Below are 16753 nucleotides of genomic sequence, written 5' to 3'. Positions count from 1 at the left end.
CGCTGCTACCTACCGTCAAGCCCCCCATTTCGGAGATTTTCATGACCTCAGCTGTAATCGTTTCCACCGCCCGCACCCCCCTGGCCAAGAGCTGGAAGGGCGCTTTCAATATGACGCACGGCGCCACCCTGGGCGGCCATGCTGTCCAGCATGCGCTGTCCCGCGCCGGCATCGAGGCTGCCGAAGTCGATGACGTGATCATCGGCTGCGCCACGCCCGAAGGCGCGACCGGCGCCAACATCGCGCGGCAGATTGCCCTGCGCGCCGGTTGCCCGGTCAGCGTTTCGGGCATGACCGTCAACCGCTTTTGCTCGTCGGGCCTGCAGGCGATTGCCTTGGCCTCGCAGCGCATCATCGCTGGCGAAGCCGATATTTACGTGGCGGGCGGCGTCGAAAGCATTTCCTGCGTCCAGCAGGAAATGAACACCCACATGCTGCGTGAAGACTGGCTGGCCAAGAATAAGCCCGAGATTTACTGGAACATGCTGCAAACCGCCGAGCAGGTCGCCAAGCGCTATGAGATCAGCCGCGACCGCATGGACGAATACGGCGCGGCCAGCCAGCAAAAAGCCACCGCTGCACTGGCTGCGGGCCTGTTCGAGGCCGAGATCGCGCCGATCACCGTGACCATGGGCGTCGCCGACCCGGTGATGGGTTTGATGACCAAGCAGGTCACCGTCAGCAATGACGAGGGCATCCGCGCCGGCACCACCAAGGAAGGCATCAGCGGTTTGCGCTCGGCCATTCCGGGCGGCCTGATTTCGGCCGGCAATGCCAGCCAGTTCTCGGACGGCGGCGGCGCGGTCGTGGTGATGGATGAAACCGTCGCCGAGCGCAAGGGCCTGGTGCCGCTGGGCCGCTTCCTCGGCTTTGCCGTCGCCGGCTGCGAGCCTGACGAAATGGGCATCGGCCCGGTGTTTGCCATTCCCAAGGTGCTGGCCAAGCTGGGCTTGACGGTTGGCGACATCGACCTGTGGGAGCTCAACGAAGCCTTTGCCGTGCAGGTGCTGTACTGCGCCGACAAGCTCGGCATTCCGATGGATCGGCTCAACGTCAACGGTGGGGCGATTGCGGTTGGCCATCCGTATGGCGTCACCGGCCAGCGCCTGACCGGCCATGCCCTGATCGAAGGCAAACGGCGTGGCGCCAAGCGCGTCTGCGTGACCATGTGCATTGGCGGCGGCATGGGCGCAGCCGGCATTTTCGAAGTGCTGTGACGCCGCAACGTTCAAGCACGTGATACAGGGCGGGCTCATGCAAGGCCCTTGCATGAGCCCGCCCGTTTTCTTTCCGTTGTGAAGGTCAGAGCCATGAGTCTGCGTTCCACCCTCGATTTTCTGCTCTACCAGTGGCTGGCTGCCGAATCCTTGAGTCAGCGCGAGCGCTTTGCCGACCACAGCCGCGAAACTTTTGACGCGGTGTTCGACACCTGCGAGCGCATTGCGCGCGAGAAATACGCGCCGTTCAATCGCCTGGTCGATACGCAGGAACCGCAGTTCGACGGCGAAAAAGTCATCCTGCCGCAAGCCACGTACGACGCCCAAAAAGCCTATGCGGCTTCCGGCATGCTCAGCGCCGCGCAGGACTACGACATGGGCGGCATGCAATTGCCCTACACGGTGGAAGCCGCAGCCAATGCATTTTTTGCGATGGCTTCGGTCAGCATGGGTTCCAGCCTGCTGACCACGGGCAATGCCAATTTGCTGATGGTGCATGGCACGCAGATGCAAAAAGACGTGTTTGCCAGGAACGAATTTTCAGGTAGTTTCTCGGGCACCATGTGCCTGTCGGAGCCGCAGGCGGGCTCTTCGCTGAGCGACATCACGACCCGGGCCTTGCCCGATGGCGTTGATTTTGAAACCGATCCGCTAGGTCCGCGCTTTCGCCTCAAGGGCCACAAGATGTGGATTTCGTCCGGCGAGCATGAGCTGACCGACAACATCATCCACCTGGTGCTGGCCAAGATTCCCGGCCCTGACGGCAAGCTCATTGCGGGAACGCGCGGCATTTCGCTGTTTATCGTGCCCAAGAAGATGGTGGGTGTCGATGGCGAACTGACCGGCGTTCGCAACGACGTGGCGCTGGCTGGGCTGAACCACAAGCTCGGCTGGCGCGGCACGACCAACACGCTGCTCAATTTCGGTGAGGGCAAGTACCCGGTCAACGGCCAGGCCGGTGCGATCGGCTACCTGGTCGGCAAGCCGCACGAGGGCCTGCGCTGCATGTTCCACATGATGAATGAAGCACGCATCGCCATCGGCATGGCGGCCAGCATGCTGGGCATGGCCGGCTACTACGCTTCCCTCGACTATGCCAAGAACCGGCCGCAGGGCCGGCCCGTCACCGGCGCCGGCAAGGACGCCGCCGCGCCGCAAAGCCGCATCATCGAGCATGCCGATGTCAAGCGCATGCTGCTGGCGCAAAAGGCGTATTGCGAAGGCGCGCTGGCGCTGGAGCTGTATTGCGCCCGCCTCGTCGATGAGCACCACACCGCTGAACCGCAGGCCGCCGACGAGGCGCGGCTGCTGCTGGAAGTGCTCACGCCGATGGCCAAGAGCTGGCCCAGCGAATGGTGCCTGGAGGCCAATTCGCTGGCCATCCAGGTGCATGGCGGCTACGGCTACACGCGCGATTTTCCGGTCGAGCAGTACTGGCGCGACAACCGCCTGAACATGATTCATGAAGGCACGCACGGCATCCAAGCGATGGATTTGCTGGGCCGCAAGGTGCTGATGGAAGGCGGCCGGGGTTTTGATTTGCTGGCCGCGCGCATCTCGGCCACCGCAGCGCGTGCCAGCCACCTGCCCGAACTGGCCTGCCATGCCGATGCGCTGGCCGATGCGCTGCAGCAAGTCAGCGAAGCCACTCGGGCCGCCTGGGCCACCGGCCAGCCCGGCGAGGCATTGGCCAACGCCGTGCCCTATATGCAGGCCTTCGGCCATACCGTGCTGGCCTGGATATGGCTGGACGTGGCGCTTGCCGTGCAAGCGTCGGATGCTACACAATCAATAGCTGAAAATGCAGGCAGGATGGGCGCTATGCGCTATTTTTATCATTATGAGTTGCCAAAAACAGCGGCCTGGCTTCTGGTGGTCTGCAACCGTGACCGCACCTGTGCAGACTTTCCTGAAGAATCTTTCTGATGAGCTATTTCAAAAAGACGGCAGGAACCGAGGTCAACCCATCCCTGGCCCGCCTGGGCGCGCTGACCTGGGTATTGATCTATGGCGGCTTGCTGGCCCTGGTCTGGGGAGTCTGGGTCGATCGCAGCGACGAGGACACCGGCTGGCTGATGATGGTTGGAGGCGGGCTGGCGGCCGCCATCGGCTTTGCCTTGATCTACTTCCGTTCGAGAATTAAAAACTAATGCCTGTTCCTGACAACGGTCAGTGGCGAAATTCAACCAACCCGCAAGGAGACTGATCCATGACCCGCACCATCCAGCAACTTTTCGACCTCAAGGGTAAAACCGCACTCGTGACCGGCGGCTCGCGCGGCCTGGGCCTGCAATTGGCGCAAGCGCTCGGTGAGGCGGGCGCCAAAGTCATGCTCAGTTCGCGTAAGGCCGAAGACCTGGTCGAGTCCGCCGCCGTGCTCAAGGCTGCCGGCATCGATGTGGACTGGATTGCCGCTGACTGCTCCAAAGAAGCCGACATCCGCGCGCTGGCCGACGAAACCATCAAGCGCTTCGGCCATGTGGACATTCTGGTCAACAACGCTGGTGCCGCCTGGGGGGCGCCGGCCGAAGACCATCCGGTCGAGGCCTGGGACAAGGTGATGAACCTCAATGTGCGCGGCTACTTCATCTTGTCGCAGCACATCGCCAAGCACAGCATGATCCCGCGCCAGTCGGGCCGCATCATCAACGTCGCCTCGATTGCCGGTTTGGGTGGCAATCCGCGCGGCATGAACACCATTGCCTACAACACGTCCAAGGGCGCGGTCGTCAATTTCACCCGCGCGCTGGCTTGCGAATGGGGTGTGAACCACATCACCGTCAACGCCATCTGTCCGGGTTTTTTCCCTAGCCGCATGACGGTCGGCACGTTGAAAGCCATGGGCGAGGAAAAACTCGCCGCGCACGCGCCGCTGGGCCGGCTGGGCGATGACGAAGACCTGAAGGGCCTGTGCGTGTTGTATGCGTCCGATGCCGGCAAGCACATCACCGGCCAGTACCTGGCGGTCGATGGCGGCGTGTCGGTCATCACGGGTGGCTGATCGCGCCATGAACTTCGGTGCTGAAATTCCTTTTGTCACGCACCTCGGCTTCACGCTCGAACTGTTCGAAGGCGGCGAGTCGTCCATCGGCTACACGCCGCTGCCCGAGCACCTCAACTCCTTTGCCGTCACCCATGGCGGCGCCTGCATGACGCTGCTTGACGTGGCCATGGCGGTGGCTGCGCGCAGTGTGCAAAAGGACATGGGCGTGGTCACCATCGAGATGAAGACCAGCTTCATGCGGCCCTCGCCGGGTGATGGCAGTAAGCTCACGGCCAGGGGCCGGCTGATGCATCGCACCGCGACGCTGGCTTTTGTCGAAGCCACGATCTACGATGCAAAAGGCCAAGCCTGCGCCCACTCGACCGGCACCTTCAAATACGTCAGACCCAAGTTAAGTTCTGCCGGAAATGCTAATGTTCCCCCTTTGCCGGTCAGCCCGATTTCAACCGACTGAAATTCAGTTTTATGAGTCAAATCATGCTTTTGCGCACATTCCGCGTGCGTCTACAGCTATTGATTAAATAGCACCATCTTCTATCAAGGAAAATCTCATGCCTACCAATCAACAATTCCTGCTCGACAACCGGCCTGTCGGCGAAGCCAGCGCCAGCAACTTCAAGCTGGTCAGCAGCGAAACCCCCGCCTTGCAGGAAGGCCAGGTGCTGGTGCGCCACCACTTCCTGAGCCTGGACCCCTACATGCGCGGCCGCATGAACGATTCCAAGAGCTACACCGCGCCGCAGCCGCTGGGGCAGGTGATGGGCGGCGGCACTGTCGGCGAAGTGGTCGAAAGCCGTTCGCCCAAGTTCCTGCCGGGCGACAAGGTGGTTGGCATGGGCGGCTGGCAGCTCTACAGCGTCGTGAACGCCGACGAGCTTGGTGCGCTGCGCAAGGTTGACACCGCGCAGGTGCCGCTGTCGTATTACTTGGGCGCGGTCGGCATGCCGGGCGTCACGGCCTGGTATGGCCTGGTCAAGGTCATCGAGCCCAAGGCCGGTGAAACCATGGTGGTCAGCGCCGCCACCGGGGCGGTCGGCAGCGCGTTTGCGGCCTTGTCCAAGGCGCGCGGCTGCCGCACCGTCGGCATTGCCGGCGGCCCGGACAAATGCCGTTACGCCGTCGAGGAACTGGGCTTCGACGCCTGCATCGACTACAAGCTGCACCAGGATGCGGCATCGCTGTCCAAAGCGTTGAAGGAAGCGTGCCCCGACGGCATTGACGGCTATTTTGAAAACGTCGGCGGCATGGTGCTTGATGCGGTGCTGCTGCGCATGAATGCCTTTGGCCGCATTGCCGTGTGCGGCATGATCGCCGGCTATGACGGCAAACCGCTGCCACTGACCTATCCCGCGTTGATCCTGACGAATCGCCTCAAGGTGCAGGGCTTCATCGTCAGCGAGCACATGGACATCTGGCCGCAAGCGCTGAAGGAACTCGCCGCGCTGGTTGCTACCGGCAAACTGCAGCCCCGTGAATCGATTGCCGAAGGGCTGCAAGCCGCGCCTGAAGCCTTTCTGGGCCTGCTCAAGGGCAAGAACTTCGGCAAGCAACTGGTCGAGCTGATCTAGTTTTTTCGAAAGCCAGCAGGCCGCCATGGAAATCACCCATGAAGTATTCAACCAGCCCGAGCCGCTGGTCAACTACAACCTGTTCGAGGGCAACCGGCCCTTGCGCGACGCGCTGAAGTTCAACGCGCCCGGGCTGGACAGGGCCGAACTCCTCCGCCTGGGCGCCCAGCTGGGCACGGCCGACATGCAGGCGCATGCGCGGCTGGCCAATGTGCATCTGCCTGAGCTGCATACCCATGACCGCTTCGGCCGGCGTATCGACCAAGTCGAATTCCATCCCAGCTACCACGCTCTGATGTCGGCATCGGTCGGCGCCGGCCTGCATGGAACGCCGTGGATAAATCATGAAAGCAGCTCCCCGCATGTGCTGCGGGCCGCAGGCTTCATGCTGTTCACCGAACTGGAGCCGTCCAGCCTGTGCCCGGTTTCCATGACCTATGCTGCCACGCCGGCCTTACGCGCCAATCCGGCCATCCATGCCGACTGGGCGCCAAAATTGACCAGCCGGCATTACGACCCGGCGCTGAAAATCTGGCGCGACAAGCCGGGCGTCACCATGGGCATGGGCATGACCGAAAAGCAGGGTGGCTCGGACGTGCGCGCCAACACCACGCGGGCCGTGCCCATTGGTGCCGACGCGTGGGGCCAGCACTTTGCCGTAACCGGTCACAAATGGTTTTTCTCGGCGCCAATGTGCGACGCTTTCCTGATCCTGGCGCAGACGCCAGCCGGCCTGTCGTGCCTATTTTTGCCGCGCGTGCTGCCTGACGGAACACCGAATGCAATCTACATCCAGCGTTTGAAAGACAAACTCGGCAACAAGGCCAATGCCAGCGCCGAAGTCGAGTTCAGCGGCGCCAGCGCCTGGCTGGTCGGCGAAGACGGCCGGGGCGTGCCGCAGATCCTGGCGATGGGAACGATGACGCGGCTTGACTGCGCACTGGGCACCAGCGGGTTGATGCGGCAGGCGCTCAGCCTGGCGCTCAACCACACGGCCCAGCGCCAGGCGTTTGGCAAGCTGTTGATCCAGCAGCCGCTGATGCGCAATGTGCTGGCCGACTTAGCTATTGAAAGTGAAGCTGCCTGTGCCCTTTCCATAAGGCTCGCAAGGTGTTTTGATCATCAAGAAGATGCGCATGAGCAAGCCTTGTCGCGCCTGCTCACGCCGGTCGCCAAGTTCTGGATCTGCAAGCGCGGCAGTGCGTTTGCCCAGGAAGCCATGGAATGCCTGGGCGGCAATGGGTATGTGGAGGAGGGCGGCGAAGGCGTCATGGCGCGCATCTACCGCGAAATGCCGGTCAATTCGATCTGGGAAGGCGCGGGCAACATCATGGCGCTGGACCTGCTGCGCGCCTTGCGCAAGCCCGATGCCGTGGCTGCGCTGGCCCAGGAGTTGCTGGCAGCCAAAGGCGCGCATCCGGCGCTGGACCGGCTGGCCGCCGTGCTGCCCGTCCGCCTGAAAGAAATGGCGTCCGAGTTGCAGGCACGGCGCCTGACGCAGGATGTGGCGCTGGCCCTGCAGGCCGCTCTGCTCTGCCAGAGTGCTTCAAGCGCGGTGGCGGACGCCTTTTGCGACTCGCGCCTGGCGGGCCACTGGGGCCATACCTTAGGCACGCTGCCTTCTGGCACCGATTTCGACGGCATCATCGGCCGGGCCATGCCCTTGCAGGCCTGATACGTTGAATAATTCCAGTTTTCAGGAGCCCCGCATGACCACGCCGCCGACCTTGATCCTTCACCACTATCCATCCTCGCCCTTTTCGGAAAAAGTTCGGCTGATGCTGGGCTACAAGAACATTCCCTGGAAGTCGGTGGTCATCCCGATAGTGAGCCCCAAGCCCGACCTGATCGCCCTGACCGGTGGCTATCGCAAGACGCCGGTGCTGCAGATTGGCGCCGACATCTACTGCGACACAGCGCTGATTGCCGACGTGCTGGAGCACATCGAGCCGTTGCCCGCGCTTTACCCCGAACCCAGCAAGGGTCTGGCGCGCATCCTGGCGCATTGGGCCGACACCACGCTGTTCTGGACGTCGATGGCGTACAACCTGCAGCCCAGGGGAATTGCCCAGCTGTTCGAGCACGCACCGCCTGAATCAGCCCAGGCCTTTGCCCAGGACCGCAAGGCGATGAGCGCCGGCATGGCCCGCCAGCGCCCGCAGGATGCGGCTGCGGCGTACCGGTCGTATTTTCGCCGCCTGTCCGACATGCTCGACGACCGGCCTTTTTTGCTGGGCGACATGCCGTGCATCACCGACTTTGCGGTGTATCCCCCGCTGTGGTTCACGCGGGTCCGCACCTCGGTACTCGCCGGCTTGCTCGACGCCACGCCGGCGGTGCTGGACTGGATGGACCGCATGGCTGCGATTGGCCATGGCGCCATGGAAAAGTCGAGTGCGCAGGACGCCATCGCGGTGGCTGCCGCTTCCACACCGTCGGCGCTGCATGGCGATGTTTTTCAGGACGAGCACGGCATTGCGCTGGGCAGCGAGGTGCGGGTCTGCGCCGAGACTTTCGGCCAGGAGCCCAGCCAGGGCGAACTGGTGGCCGCCACCCGGATGCATTACACGCTGCGTCGCACCGACCAACGGTCCGGCCTGGTGCATGTGCATTTCCCGCGCATCGGCTATTCGCTGAAGGTTGTTGAAGCAGCATGAACGGCATTGAATGGCGTTACCTAGCGTTCGATGAACTGAGCGCTGCCCAGCTTTATGCCGTGCTTCAGCTGCGCAGCGAAGTCTTTGTTGTCGAGCAGGCCTGCATTTTTCAGGACATGGATGGTGCCGACACGCAGGCCAAACATTTGCTGGGCAGCTTGCAAGGCCGCCTGGTGGCCTACGCCCGCTGCCTTGAAGCGGGACGCACGTTTGCCGAGGCGAGCATTGGCCGCGTGGTGACCCGGGCGGCTGTGCGGGGCACCGGGGCAGGGCATGCCTTGATGCGCCAAGCCATCTCCTGCCTGTTGCGGGAACGGGGCGCCCAGGCGATCAGGATAGGCGCGCAGGCCCATCTGGAGGCGTTTTACCGTCAGCATGGTTTTCACCCGGCCGGACGGGTTTACCTCGAAGACGGTATTGCCCATGTCGAAATGCTGCGTAGTGTTTAATTTTTAAGGAGTTGCAGATGATCACGAATTTCAAAGGCAAGACAGCCGTGCTGACCGGTGCCGGATCAGGCTTTGGCCTCGAATGTGCACGGATTGGCGCAAAACTGGGCATGAATCTGGTACTGGTTGATGTGCAGCAGGACGCGCTGGACCAGGCCAGCGCCGAGATGATGGCGGCGGGCGCGGAGGTGCTTTCCTTCAGGCTCGACGTAGCCAGTGCACAGCAGATGCAGGCCATGAGCCAATCGGTGTTCGAGCGATTTGGCGCGCCGAATTTTGTCTTCAACAACGCCGGCGTCGGCTCGGGCGGGCTGGTCTGGGAAAACACCGTGAAGGACTGGGAATGGGTTCTGGGCGTCAATCTGTGGGGCGTGATTCACGGCGTTCGGCTGTTCACTCCCATGATGCTCGACGCAGCGGCCAAAGACCCGTCATGGCAGGGCCACATCGTCAACACCGCCAGCATGGCTGGGTTGCTCAATCCACCCAATATGGGCGTTTACAACGTCAGCAAGCATGCTGTGGTGTCCCTGAGCGAAACGCTTTATCAGGACTTGCGGCTGGTTAGCGACCAGGTTGGCGCCAGCGTGCTGTGCCCGTATTTCGTGTCCACCGGCATCAGTCAGAGCAAGCGCAACCGGCCCGCTGGCCTGGACGCCGAAAAACCGACCCGAAGCCAGCTGATCGGCCAGGCCATGACCGAGAAGGCCGTCGGCTCGGGCAAGGTGACAGCGGCTGAAGTCGCGCAAAAAGTGTTTGACGCCATGGCGGTCGACCAGTTTTACATTTTCAGCCATCCCAAGGCGCTGGGCAATGTGCAAAGCCGCATGGAGTGCATCGTGCAGCAGGCCAATCCGACGGATCCGTTTGCGGAGCGGCCCGAGATTGGCCGTGATCTGAAGGCGGCGCTGCGGGCTGGCTAGCCGGCCTTTAGCCTTGCCATTCCCACAGGCGGTTTCTTCTGCTGTTTTGGCAAGGCTTCATCGAACCGGCGCTCAGACGCCAGCCCTGGCGGCCCCAATGCATACCATCAGCAAGAGGCAAACCATCAGCCCTGCCACGACCGAAAGCCGGAATCGGAGGCGGCGCTTCAGACGCGTCCGGTGATCGCAGTAATCGCGGTAATCCCAGTTGCTTCGACGTTCACACATGCCGCGAAAGAACATAGCGTTGTTTCCTTTTGGATTGCAAGGCCGCGTCTGCAGGTAAAAAGGAAATTGCAAAATGCTGGGAACGACAAGCCCCATTCTTCAAGCAAAGTCCCGAGAAAAATTTACCGAATTTCACCGAAAGTCTGAAAAACTGCAAAAAATCATTGGCCTGATCTGCCACTGATGCCTAAAAGCGGCTATTTGTTTTTGCACACCTTGTGCCGTTGTGGTGCAGTTTCCTTAAAACCACGATTTCGACCAATCACTTCAATCGGTTACACAGTTTCTTGTAGCTCGAAAATACTTTCAAACTCATCCGTTCTCGGCAGATAAATTAAATGTCGGTCTTTTCATGTGTTTTTGTAAGATTTAAAACGTGAGTTTCCGTGAGAAATTTTAGTAACTGAACGTAATTAAGACCAGTGAGTGATGGATTTTTTCCTTGTTTTGCGTATCAATGCACCCTACGGTGTAAGTGTGAGAAGTTAATAAGTAACAATTTTCCAGACGAAGATCCGTAAAAGTCAGTAAGCTGACAGCCAACTGTCTCATGCTTAAACAATCTTCTGGAAGCGAAAGGCAAGGTAGGAACCATGGAAATTCGTAACGAGTCACAAGTCGCTTCAGACTTTTTGGTAAAAAACACTGCTGTGTCGTCCAGCCACAATCTGGCGCCTCACAGCGGCTTGCCGTCGATGTGGCCTGGTTTTTTAACGGGCCAAGCGGAGCAACCGGTTCGCGTCTTGTTGATTGACGATGATCCGCATATGAGCCGCGTCATCGCACATGAATTATTGGCCGATCTGCGTATCAATCTGCTGGGCCAGGGAAGCAGCGTTAAGGAAGGCCGTCGCCTGATCAGCCAAAACGAGTTTGATGTGATGCTGGTCGATCTCAATTTGGGAGACGGCACCGGCTTTGCACTCATCGAGTACATGAAGACCGTTCGTCCCATGGCGGAAGCCATTGTTATTTCGGCAATGGAAGACGAGCAGCATGCCTTGCATGCGTTCGAATTGGGCGCTACTGGATACCTGGTGAAAAATTCCTGGTTCGGTAATTTTCCACAAGCTGTTCTCCAGGTTGTCAACGGTGGCGCGTCGATCACTCCCAACTTGGCGCGACGATTACTCAACAAGTTTGAGCAGCCCCAGACCAACACTCAAGCACTGCAGGAAAGCAAAAATAAGGAAAAGCTGTCAGAGCGCGAAAAGCAGGTTCTTAAACTGGTTGCATCAGGCTACACGAGCACCGAAATCGGTTCCCGGCTGATCATCAGCGCACAAACTGTCAACACGCACATCAAGAACATTTACCGCAAACTCAATGTTCGCACACGCGCCCAAGCGGTAAGCTTTGCAGCAAGTCGCGGTTTGTTTTGATTCAAGTTTGCTGCTCGGTCTGACTTCATCAACGCAACAAACTCGAGAGCCGGTGCGAAATCTGAAAAAATTGTATTGGTGCCAGCGCTTTTAAACAGAGTGGCCTGTGCCTGCAGTGTCCGGAGCATGGGTTCGATTTGTTGTTTGCTGTCGGGGTCTGCGTAAAACCGCGGCGACCATTGCTTGCAGGGTGTAAGCGCCCGCTTCCGCCATCACGTTGCGGCACTGCCCAATGCCGACATTCCTGACGGCGTCAACCACCACCTTCGCTTTTAACAAACCACCGCTGGCCGGGCGGATCAAGAAAAAGAGACGGGCAAAAAGCTGTATGACAAAGCCCCTCTCGAGTCTTAACCAGCCGTGCGCAGCACCGACCAGATAGCCTGACAAACAAACAGTAGCGCATCGTGCCGCCCAGTAGGGGCGGCACTGTCGGCTTGCTCCGCCAAGGTCAGCAGCGCTTGAACTTTGCGCCATGGGTATGCTTCCAACTTGACGATGTGGCCGTGCAATAGTGCACTGTGGCACGACCGGCTGGCGTGAATCTTAGTGCCGTTCAGCTTAAGGAACTTCATGCGAGTTCATCGACAAAGCGTCGGCGAAAGCTCGCCAAGGCGTCGCGATCCGTGGTGGCTGCCGGCGGCTATGTAGCGAAAGCCCACCAAGTCGTTAGTCGGCCTTTGCAGTTTTCGGCCGGAGAGTACGCCCGTCGAATAGCCACACGCCAAAGTGGCCGGGTGGTAGGTCTTGGAGCCGCGACCGGCATACTGGCGCGTGACTTGGGAGAAATCGAGCTTGCTCTATCACCTCAACGACGAAGCGTGCCAGATGATTCGATGAGGGTAGGCATTGTTGTAGATTTTGGCTTATCGCCTTATGGGGCTGAATAGTCACCAGATTTCTATAAATCAGACTCGAAAAGACAGGATAGTCTTTCGGAAACGGTATCAAAGTGGCACAATCATTGTTGTTTCTGAAGGTCCTTCCTTGCCACAGTCGCATCCGCTAATCGGTTCAGCCGTGTTGCGGAAGGTTAATCAACCAAGCTTTAACCAGCTAATGTTTCCTTAAGGGAAACGGAGGTCAGCGGATATGAGTTCAAACTCGCAGTTACCTGCGTCTGTCTACACAGCCTACGAAGGCAATACCTATCTTTTCGGCGGCAACGCGCCTTACGTCGAAGATATGTATGAAAATTATCTTGCCAATCCCGGGAGCGTGAGCGATAACTGGCGTGAGTATTTCGACGCTCTGCAGCATGTAGCAGCAACGGACGGCAGCAATGCCAAGGACGTTCCGCATTTGCCCGTCGTCAATGCCTTTGCCGAACGTGCCAAGCAGGGCCAAACCAAAGTCGTGGTCGCCAGCGGCGCTGACTCTGAAATGGGCCGCAAGCGCACATCCGTCCAGCAACTGATCGCCGCTTATCGCAATGTCGGCGCACGCTGGGCCGACCTTGATCCGCTCAAGCGCGCCGAGCGAGACAATATTCCTGAGCTGGATCCGTCTTTTTACGGGTTCACCGATGCCGATCAGGAGATCGTGTTCAACACCAGCAACACATTCTTCGGCAAGGAAACCATGAGCTTGCGCGAGCTGCTCAACGCGTTGCGTGAAACTTATTGCGGCACGATAGGCGCTGAGTACATGTACGCCACCGACCAGAACCAGAAGCGCTGGTGGCAGCAAAAGTTAGAGAGCATTCGCAGCAAACCGAATCTATCCAAGGAAAAGAAGCTTCATCTTTTGGACCGTCTCTCGGCGGCCGAAGGTCTTGAGCGGTTTTTGCATACCAAATACGTTGGCCAGAAGCGTTTCTCCCTCGAAGGTGGCGAAAGCTTCATTGCCAGTATGGACGAGCTGATCCAGCGCGGCGGCGAAATCGGCGTGCAGGAAATCGTGATTGGCATGGCGCATCGAGGCCGGCTTAATGTGCTGGTCAATTCCCTAGGTAAAGTTCCGGCCGACCTGTTTGCCGAATTCGACCATACCGCGCCTGAAGACCTGCCCAGCGGTGACGTCAAATACCACCAAGGTTTCAGCTCCGACGTAATGACGCCTGGCGGTCCGGTTCACCTGTCGCTGGCGTTTAATCCGTCGCACCTTGAAATCGTAAATCCGGTGGTGGAGGGCTCTGTTCGTGCCCGCATGGACCGCCGTGCCGACCCCAAAGGCTTGCAGGTGTTGCCCGTGCTGGTGCATGGCGATGCGGCGTTTGCCGGGCAGGGCGTGGTCATGGAAACATTAGCACTGGCTGAAACCCGAGGTTATTCCACGGGCGGCACAGTCCACCTCGTGATCAACAACCAGATCGGCTTTACCACCAGCGATCCGCGCGACAGCCGTTCCACGCTGTATTGCACCGATGTCGTCAAAATGATTGAAGCGCCTGTGCTGCACGTCAATGGCGATGATCCGGAAGCCGTGGTGCTGGCAACACAGCTGGCACTTGAGTTCCGCATGGAATTCCAGAAGGATGTCGTGGTGGACATCATCTGTTTCCGCAAACTGGGCCACAACGAGCAGGACACCCCGGCGCTGACCCAGCCGCTGATGTACAAAAAGATTGCGCAGCATCCCGGCACGCGCCGAATCTACGCCGACAAGCTGACGGCGCAAGGCTTTGGCGAAACGCTTGGTGACGACATGGTCAAGGCCACGCGCGCCGCGCTGGACGCCGGCAAGAGCACATTTGACCCGGTAGTGACCAATTTTAAGAGCAAGTACGCAGTGGACTGGAGTCCCTTCGTCGGCAAGAAGTGGACCGATGCAGGCGACACGGCCATTCCCATGGCCGAGTGGAAACGTCTGGCCACCAAGATCACGACCATTCCTGCAACCGTCACGCCGCACAACTTGGTCAAGAAGGTGTATGACGACCGCGCCGCCATGGGACGTGGTGACATTCCGGTGGACTGGGGCATGGGTGAGCACATGGCTTTTGCATCCCTGGTGGCCAGCGGCTATCCAGTGCGCCTGTCAGGCGAAGATTGCGGACGCGGAACGTTCACGCACCGCCATTCCGTGATCCACGACCAAAGCCGTGAAAAATGGGATACGGGCACTTACGTGCCGTTGCAAAACGTGGCTGACAACCAGGCTCCGTTCGTCGTCATCGATTCCATCCTGTCTGAAGAAGCCGTGCTGGCCTTTGAGTATGGCTACGCGTCCAACGATCCAAGCACCATGGTGATCTGGGAAGCGCAGTTCGGCGACTTCGCCAATGGCGCTCAAGTGGTGATTGACCAGTTCATCGCTTCTGGCGAAGTCAAATGGGGCCGGGTCAACGGCATCACGCTGATGTTGCCGCACGGCTACGAAGGCCAGGGTCCGGAACACAGTTCGGCGCGTCTTGAGCGTTTCATGCAGCTGTCTGCCGATGCCAACATGCAGGTGGTCCAGCCGACCACCGCCAGTCAGATTTTTCATGTGTTGCGCCGTCAGATGGTACGCAACCTGCGAAAACCGCTGATCATCATGACGCCGAAATCGCTGCTGCGTAACAAGGATGCAACCTCGCCGCTGTCCGAGTTCACCAAGGGGGCTTTCCAGACGATCATTCCTGAAAACAAGGAAGAAATCATCAAACGGGGTGACAAGGTCAAGCGCGTCATTGCCTGCTCGGGCAAGGTGTATTACGACTTGGTCAAGAAACGTGAAGAAAAAGCAATTGACGATGCCGTGATTCTGCGTGTTGAGCAGTTGTATCCTTTCCCGCACAAGGCCTTTGCTGCCGAGTTGAAAAAGTACCCCAACGCCTCCGACATCGTGTGGTGTCAGGACGAGCCACAAAATCAGGGCGCCTGGTTCTTCGTGCAGCACTACATCCACGAGAACATGCTTGACGGCCAAAAGCTGGGCTATTCGGGACGCGCTGCGTCGGCTTCTCCAGCCGTCGGTTATTCGCATCTGCATCAGGAACAGCAAAAGGCGCTGGTGGACGGCGCATTTTCCAAATTGAAGGGTTTTATCCTGACCAAATAAGGGTCAAGTTATTTCCTGAAATACAAGAAAACACTCGAAAGAATCAAAATGGCAATCGTAGAAGTTAAAGTTCCCCAACTGTCCGAGTCCGTGGCCGAAGCCACCATGCTGCAATGGAAAAAGAAGGTCGGCGACGCAATCGCAATTGACGAAATCCTGATTGAAATTGAAACAGACAAGGTTGTCCTGGAAGTACCGGCGCCCTCAGCCGGTGTGCTGGTCGAACTGGCAGTCGCCGATGGTGGCACGGTGGTGTCGGATCAGGTGATTGCAAGAATCGATACCGCAGGCAAGGCCGGTGCAACGGCGCCTGCCGCTGCTGCGCCAGCCGCAACAACAGCATCGGTGGCCGCAGCAACGGCTCCGGTTGCAACGGGCGGCTCCATGGCGGGCGTTCCCATGCCTTCCGCTGCCAAGCTGATGGCGGACAACAGCCTGGCTGCAGGCAGTGTTCCCGGAACCGGCAAGGATGGACGTGTCACCAAGGGTGACGTTTTGGGTGCCACTGCTGCAGGTGCTATTAAACCGATAGCTGCTAGCGTAATACCGACGGGCGCACCGACCGTTTCCTTGCCTAAAGTGGCATCGCCAGTGAAAGCTGCCGACCTGGGTGACCGTCCTGAGCAGCGGGTTCCCATGAGCCGCCTGCGCGCCCGCATTGCCGAGCGTCTTTTGCAGTCGCAATCGACCAATGCCATTTTGACAACCTTCAACGAAGTCAACATGGCGCCGGTGATGGAGATGCGCAAGAAGTTCCAGGACGCCTTCAGCAAGGAGCATGGCGTCAAGATCGGCTTCATGAGCTTCTTTGTCAAGGCTGCGGTGCATGCGCTCAAGAAGTTCCCGATGATCAACGCATCGGTCGATGGCAACGACATCGTCTATCACGGCTACTTTGACATTGGCATTGCAGTGGGTTCTCCGCGTGGCTTGGTCGTGCCCATCCTGCGCAATGCAGACCAGATGAGCTTTGCAGAGATCGAGAAAAAAATCGCTGAATACGGCCAAAAAGCCAAGGACGGCAAGCTGGGCATTGAAGAAATGACTGGCGGCACCTTCTCTATTTCCAATGGCGGTACTTTTGGCTCGATGCTTTCCACGCCGATCATCAACCCGCCGCAGTCCGCCATTTTGGGCGTTCATGCCACCAAGGACCGCGCGGTTGTCGAAAACGGCCAGATCGTCATTCGTCCGATGAACTACCTCGCCATGAGCTATGACCACCGCATCATTGACGGCCGTGAGGCTGTGCTGGGTCTGGTCGCCATGAAAGAGGCGCTGGAAGACCCAGCCCGCCTGCTGTTCGATATTTAAACCTTGTTGGAGCCCAAGGCCACAGCC

At 59.2% G+C, this 16753-nt stretch carries 14 protein-coding genes; 13 read left to right on the top strand and 1 reads right to left on the bottom strand.

The annotated features are described in order from the left end of the window. Nucleotides 1-41: 41 nt before the first annotated feature. The 11 genes from ACP7AD_RS09320 (at nt 42) to ACP7AD_RS09270 (ending at nt 11428) form a co-directional block, all read left to right on the top strand. Nucleotides 42-1217 (top strand): acetyl-CoA C-acyltransferase, encoded by a 1176-nt coding sequence (locus tag ACP7AD_RS09320; RefSeq protein WP_426146160.1) that lies wholly within the window; start codon nt 42-44, stop codon nt 1215-1217. Between the two features lie 93 nt (nt 1218-1310). After that, nucleotides 1311-3143 (top strand): acyl-CoA dehydrogenase, encoded by a 1833-nt coding sequence (locus ACP7AD_RS09315; protein WP_426146162.1) that lies wholly within the window; start codon nt 1311-1313, stop codon nt 3141-3143. Then, nucleotides 3143-3367, top strand: coding sequence for a hypothetical protein (locus ACP7AD_RS09310; protein WP_426146163.1), 225 nt, complete (start codon nt 3143-3145; stop codon nt 3365-3367). Before ACP7AD_RS09315 ends, ACP7AD_RS09310 begins: the two co-directional genes overlap by 1 nt. A 59-nt stretch (nt 3368-3426) precedes the next feature. Further along, a complete protein-coding gene (locus tag ACP7AD_RS09305; RefSeq protein ID WP_426146165.1) occupies nt 3427-4218 on the top strand; it encodes an SDR family oxidoreductase in 792 nt (263 codons plus the stop codon). A gap of 7 nt (nt 4219-4225) precedes the next feature. Beyond that, nucleotides 4226-4675: a PaaI family thioesterase gene (locus ACP7AD_RS09300; protein ID WP_426146167.1), complete on the top strand. Its 450-nt coding sequence runs from the start codon at nt 4226-4228 to the stop codon at nt 4673-4675. A 97-nt stretch (nt 4676-4772) separates the two neighbouring features. Next, entirely contained in the window at nt 4773-5789 is a 1017-nt protein-coding gene (locus ACP7AD_RS09295; protein WP_426146168.1) for an NADP-dependent oxidoreductase, read from the top strand. A 25-nt stretch (nt 5790-5814) separates the two neighbouring features. Beyond that, nucleotides 5815-7464, top strand: coding sequence for an isovaleryl-CoA dehydrogenase (locus ACP7AD_RS09290; RefSeq protein WP_426146169.1), 1650 nt, complete (start codon nt 5815-5817; stop codon nt 7462-7464). A gap of 34 nt (nt 7465-7498) precedes the next feature. Beyond that, entirely contained in the window at nt 7499-8446 is a 948-nt protein-coding gene (locus ACP7AD_RS09285) for a glutathione S-transferase family protein (RefSeq protein WP_426146171.1), read from the top strand. Further along, entirely contained in the window at nt 8443-8895 is a 453-nt protein-coding gene (locus ACP7AD_RS09280; protein WP_426146173.1) for a GNAT family N-acetyltransferase, read from the top strand. The genes ACP7AD_RS09285 and ACP7AD_RS09280 overlap by 4 nt, the downstream gene beginning before the upstream one ends. Nucleotides 8896-8912: 17 nt before the next feature. Beyond that, entirely contained in the window at nt 8913-9818 is a 906-nt protein-coding gene (locus tag ACP7AD_RS09275; protein ID WP_426146175.1) for an SDR family oxidoreductase, read from the top strand. 821 nt (nt 9819-10639) lie between these two features. Then, on the top strand, nt 10640-11428 hold the full coding sequence (locus ACP7AD_RS09270; protein ID WP_426146177.1) for a LuxR C-terminal-related transcriptional regulator: 789 nt from the start codon (nt 10640-10642) through the stop codon (nt 11426-11428). A gap of 90 nt (nt 11429-11518) precedes the next feature. Here the strand turns inward: ACP7AD_RS09270 and ACP7AD_RS09265 are convergent, their stop codons facing one another. Then, complete coding sequence (locus ACP7AD_RS09265; protein ID WP_426146178.1) at nt 11519-11905, bottom strand: hypothetical protein; 387 nt, start codon at nt 11903-11905, stop codon at nt 11519-11521. A gap of 615 nt (nt 11906-12520) precedes the next feature. On the opposite strand from ACP7AD_RS09265, the gene ACP7AD_RS09260 reads away from it, so the two are divergent. Both ACP7AD_RS09260 and odhB read left to right on the top strand, forming a co-directional pair. Then, nucleotides 12521-15412: a 2-oxoglutarate dehydrogenase E1 component gene (locus ACP7AD_RS09260; RefSeq protein WP_426146180.1), complete on the top strand. Its 2892-nt coding sequence runs from the start codon at nt 12521-12523 to the stop codon at nt 15410-15412. 48 nt (nt 15413-15460) lie between these two features. Further along, a complete protein-coding gene (odhB, locus tag ACP7AD_RS09255) occupies nt 15461-16726 on the top strand; it encodes a 2-oxoglutarate dehydrogenase complex dihydrolipoyllysine-residue succinyltransferase (RefSeq protein ID WP_426146182.1) in 1266 nt (421 codons plus the stop codon). Nucleotides 16727-16753 lie beyond the last annotated feature (27 nt).

Origin of the sequence: Polaromonas sp. DSP2-3-2b2 (assembly GCF_049895905.1) — a bacterium.
Classification (GTDB): Bacteria; Pseudomonadota; Gammaproteobacteria; order Burkholderiales; family Burkholderiaceae_C; genus Polaromonas.
This window is presented reverse-complemented; position numbering and strand designations above follow the sequence as displayed.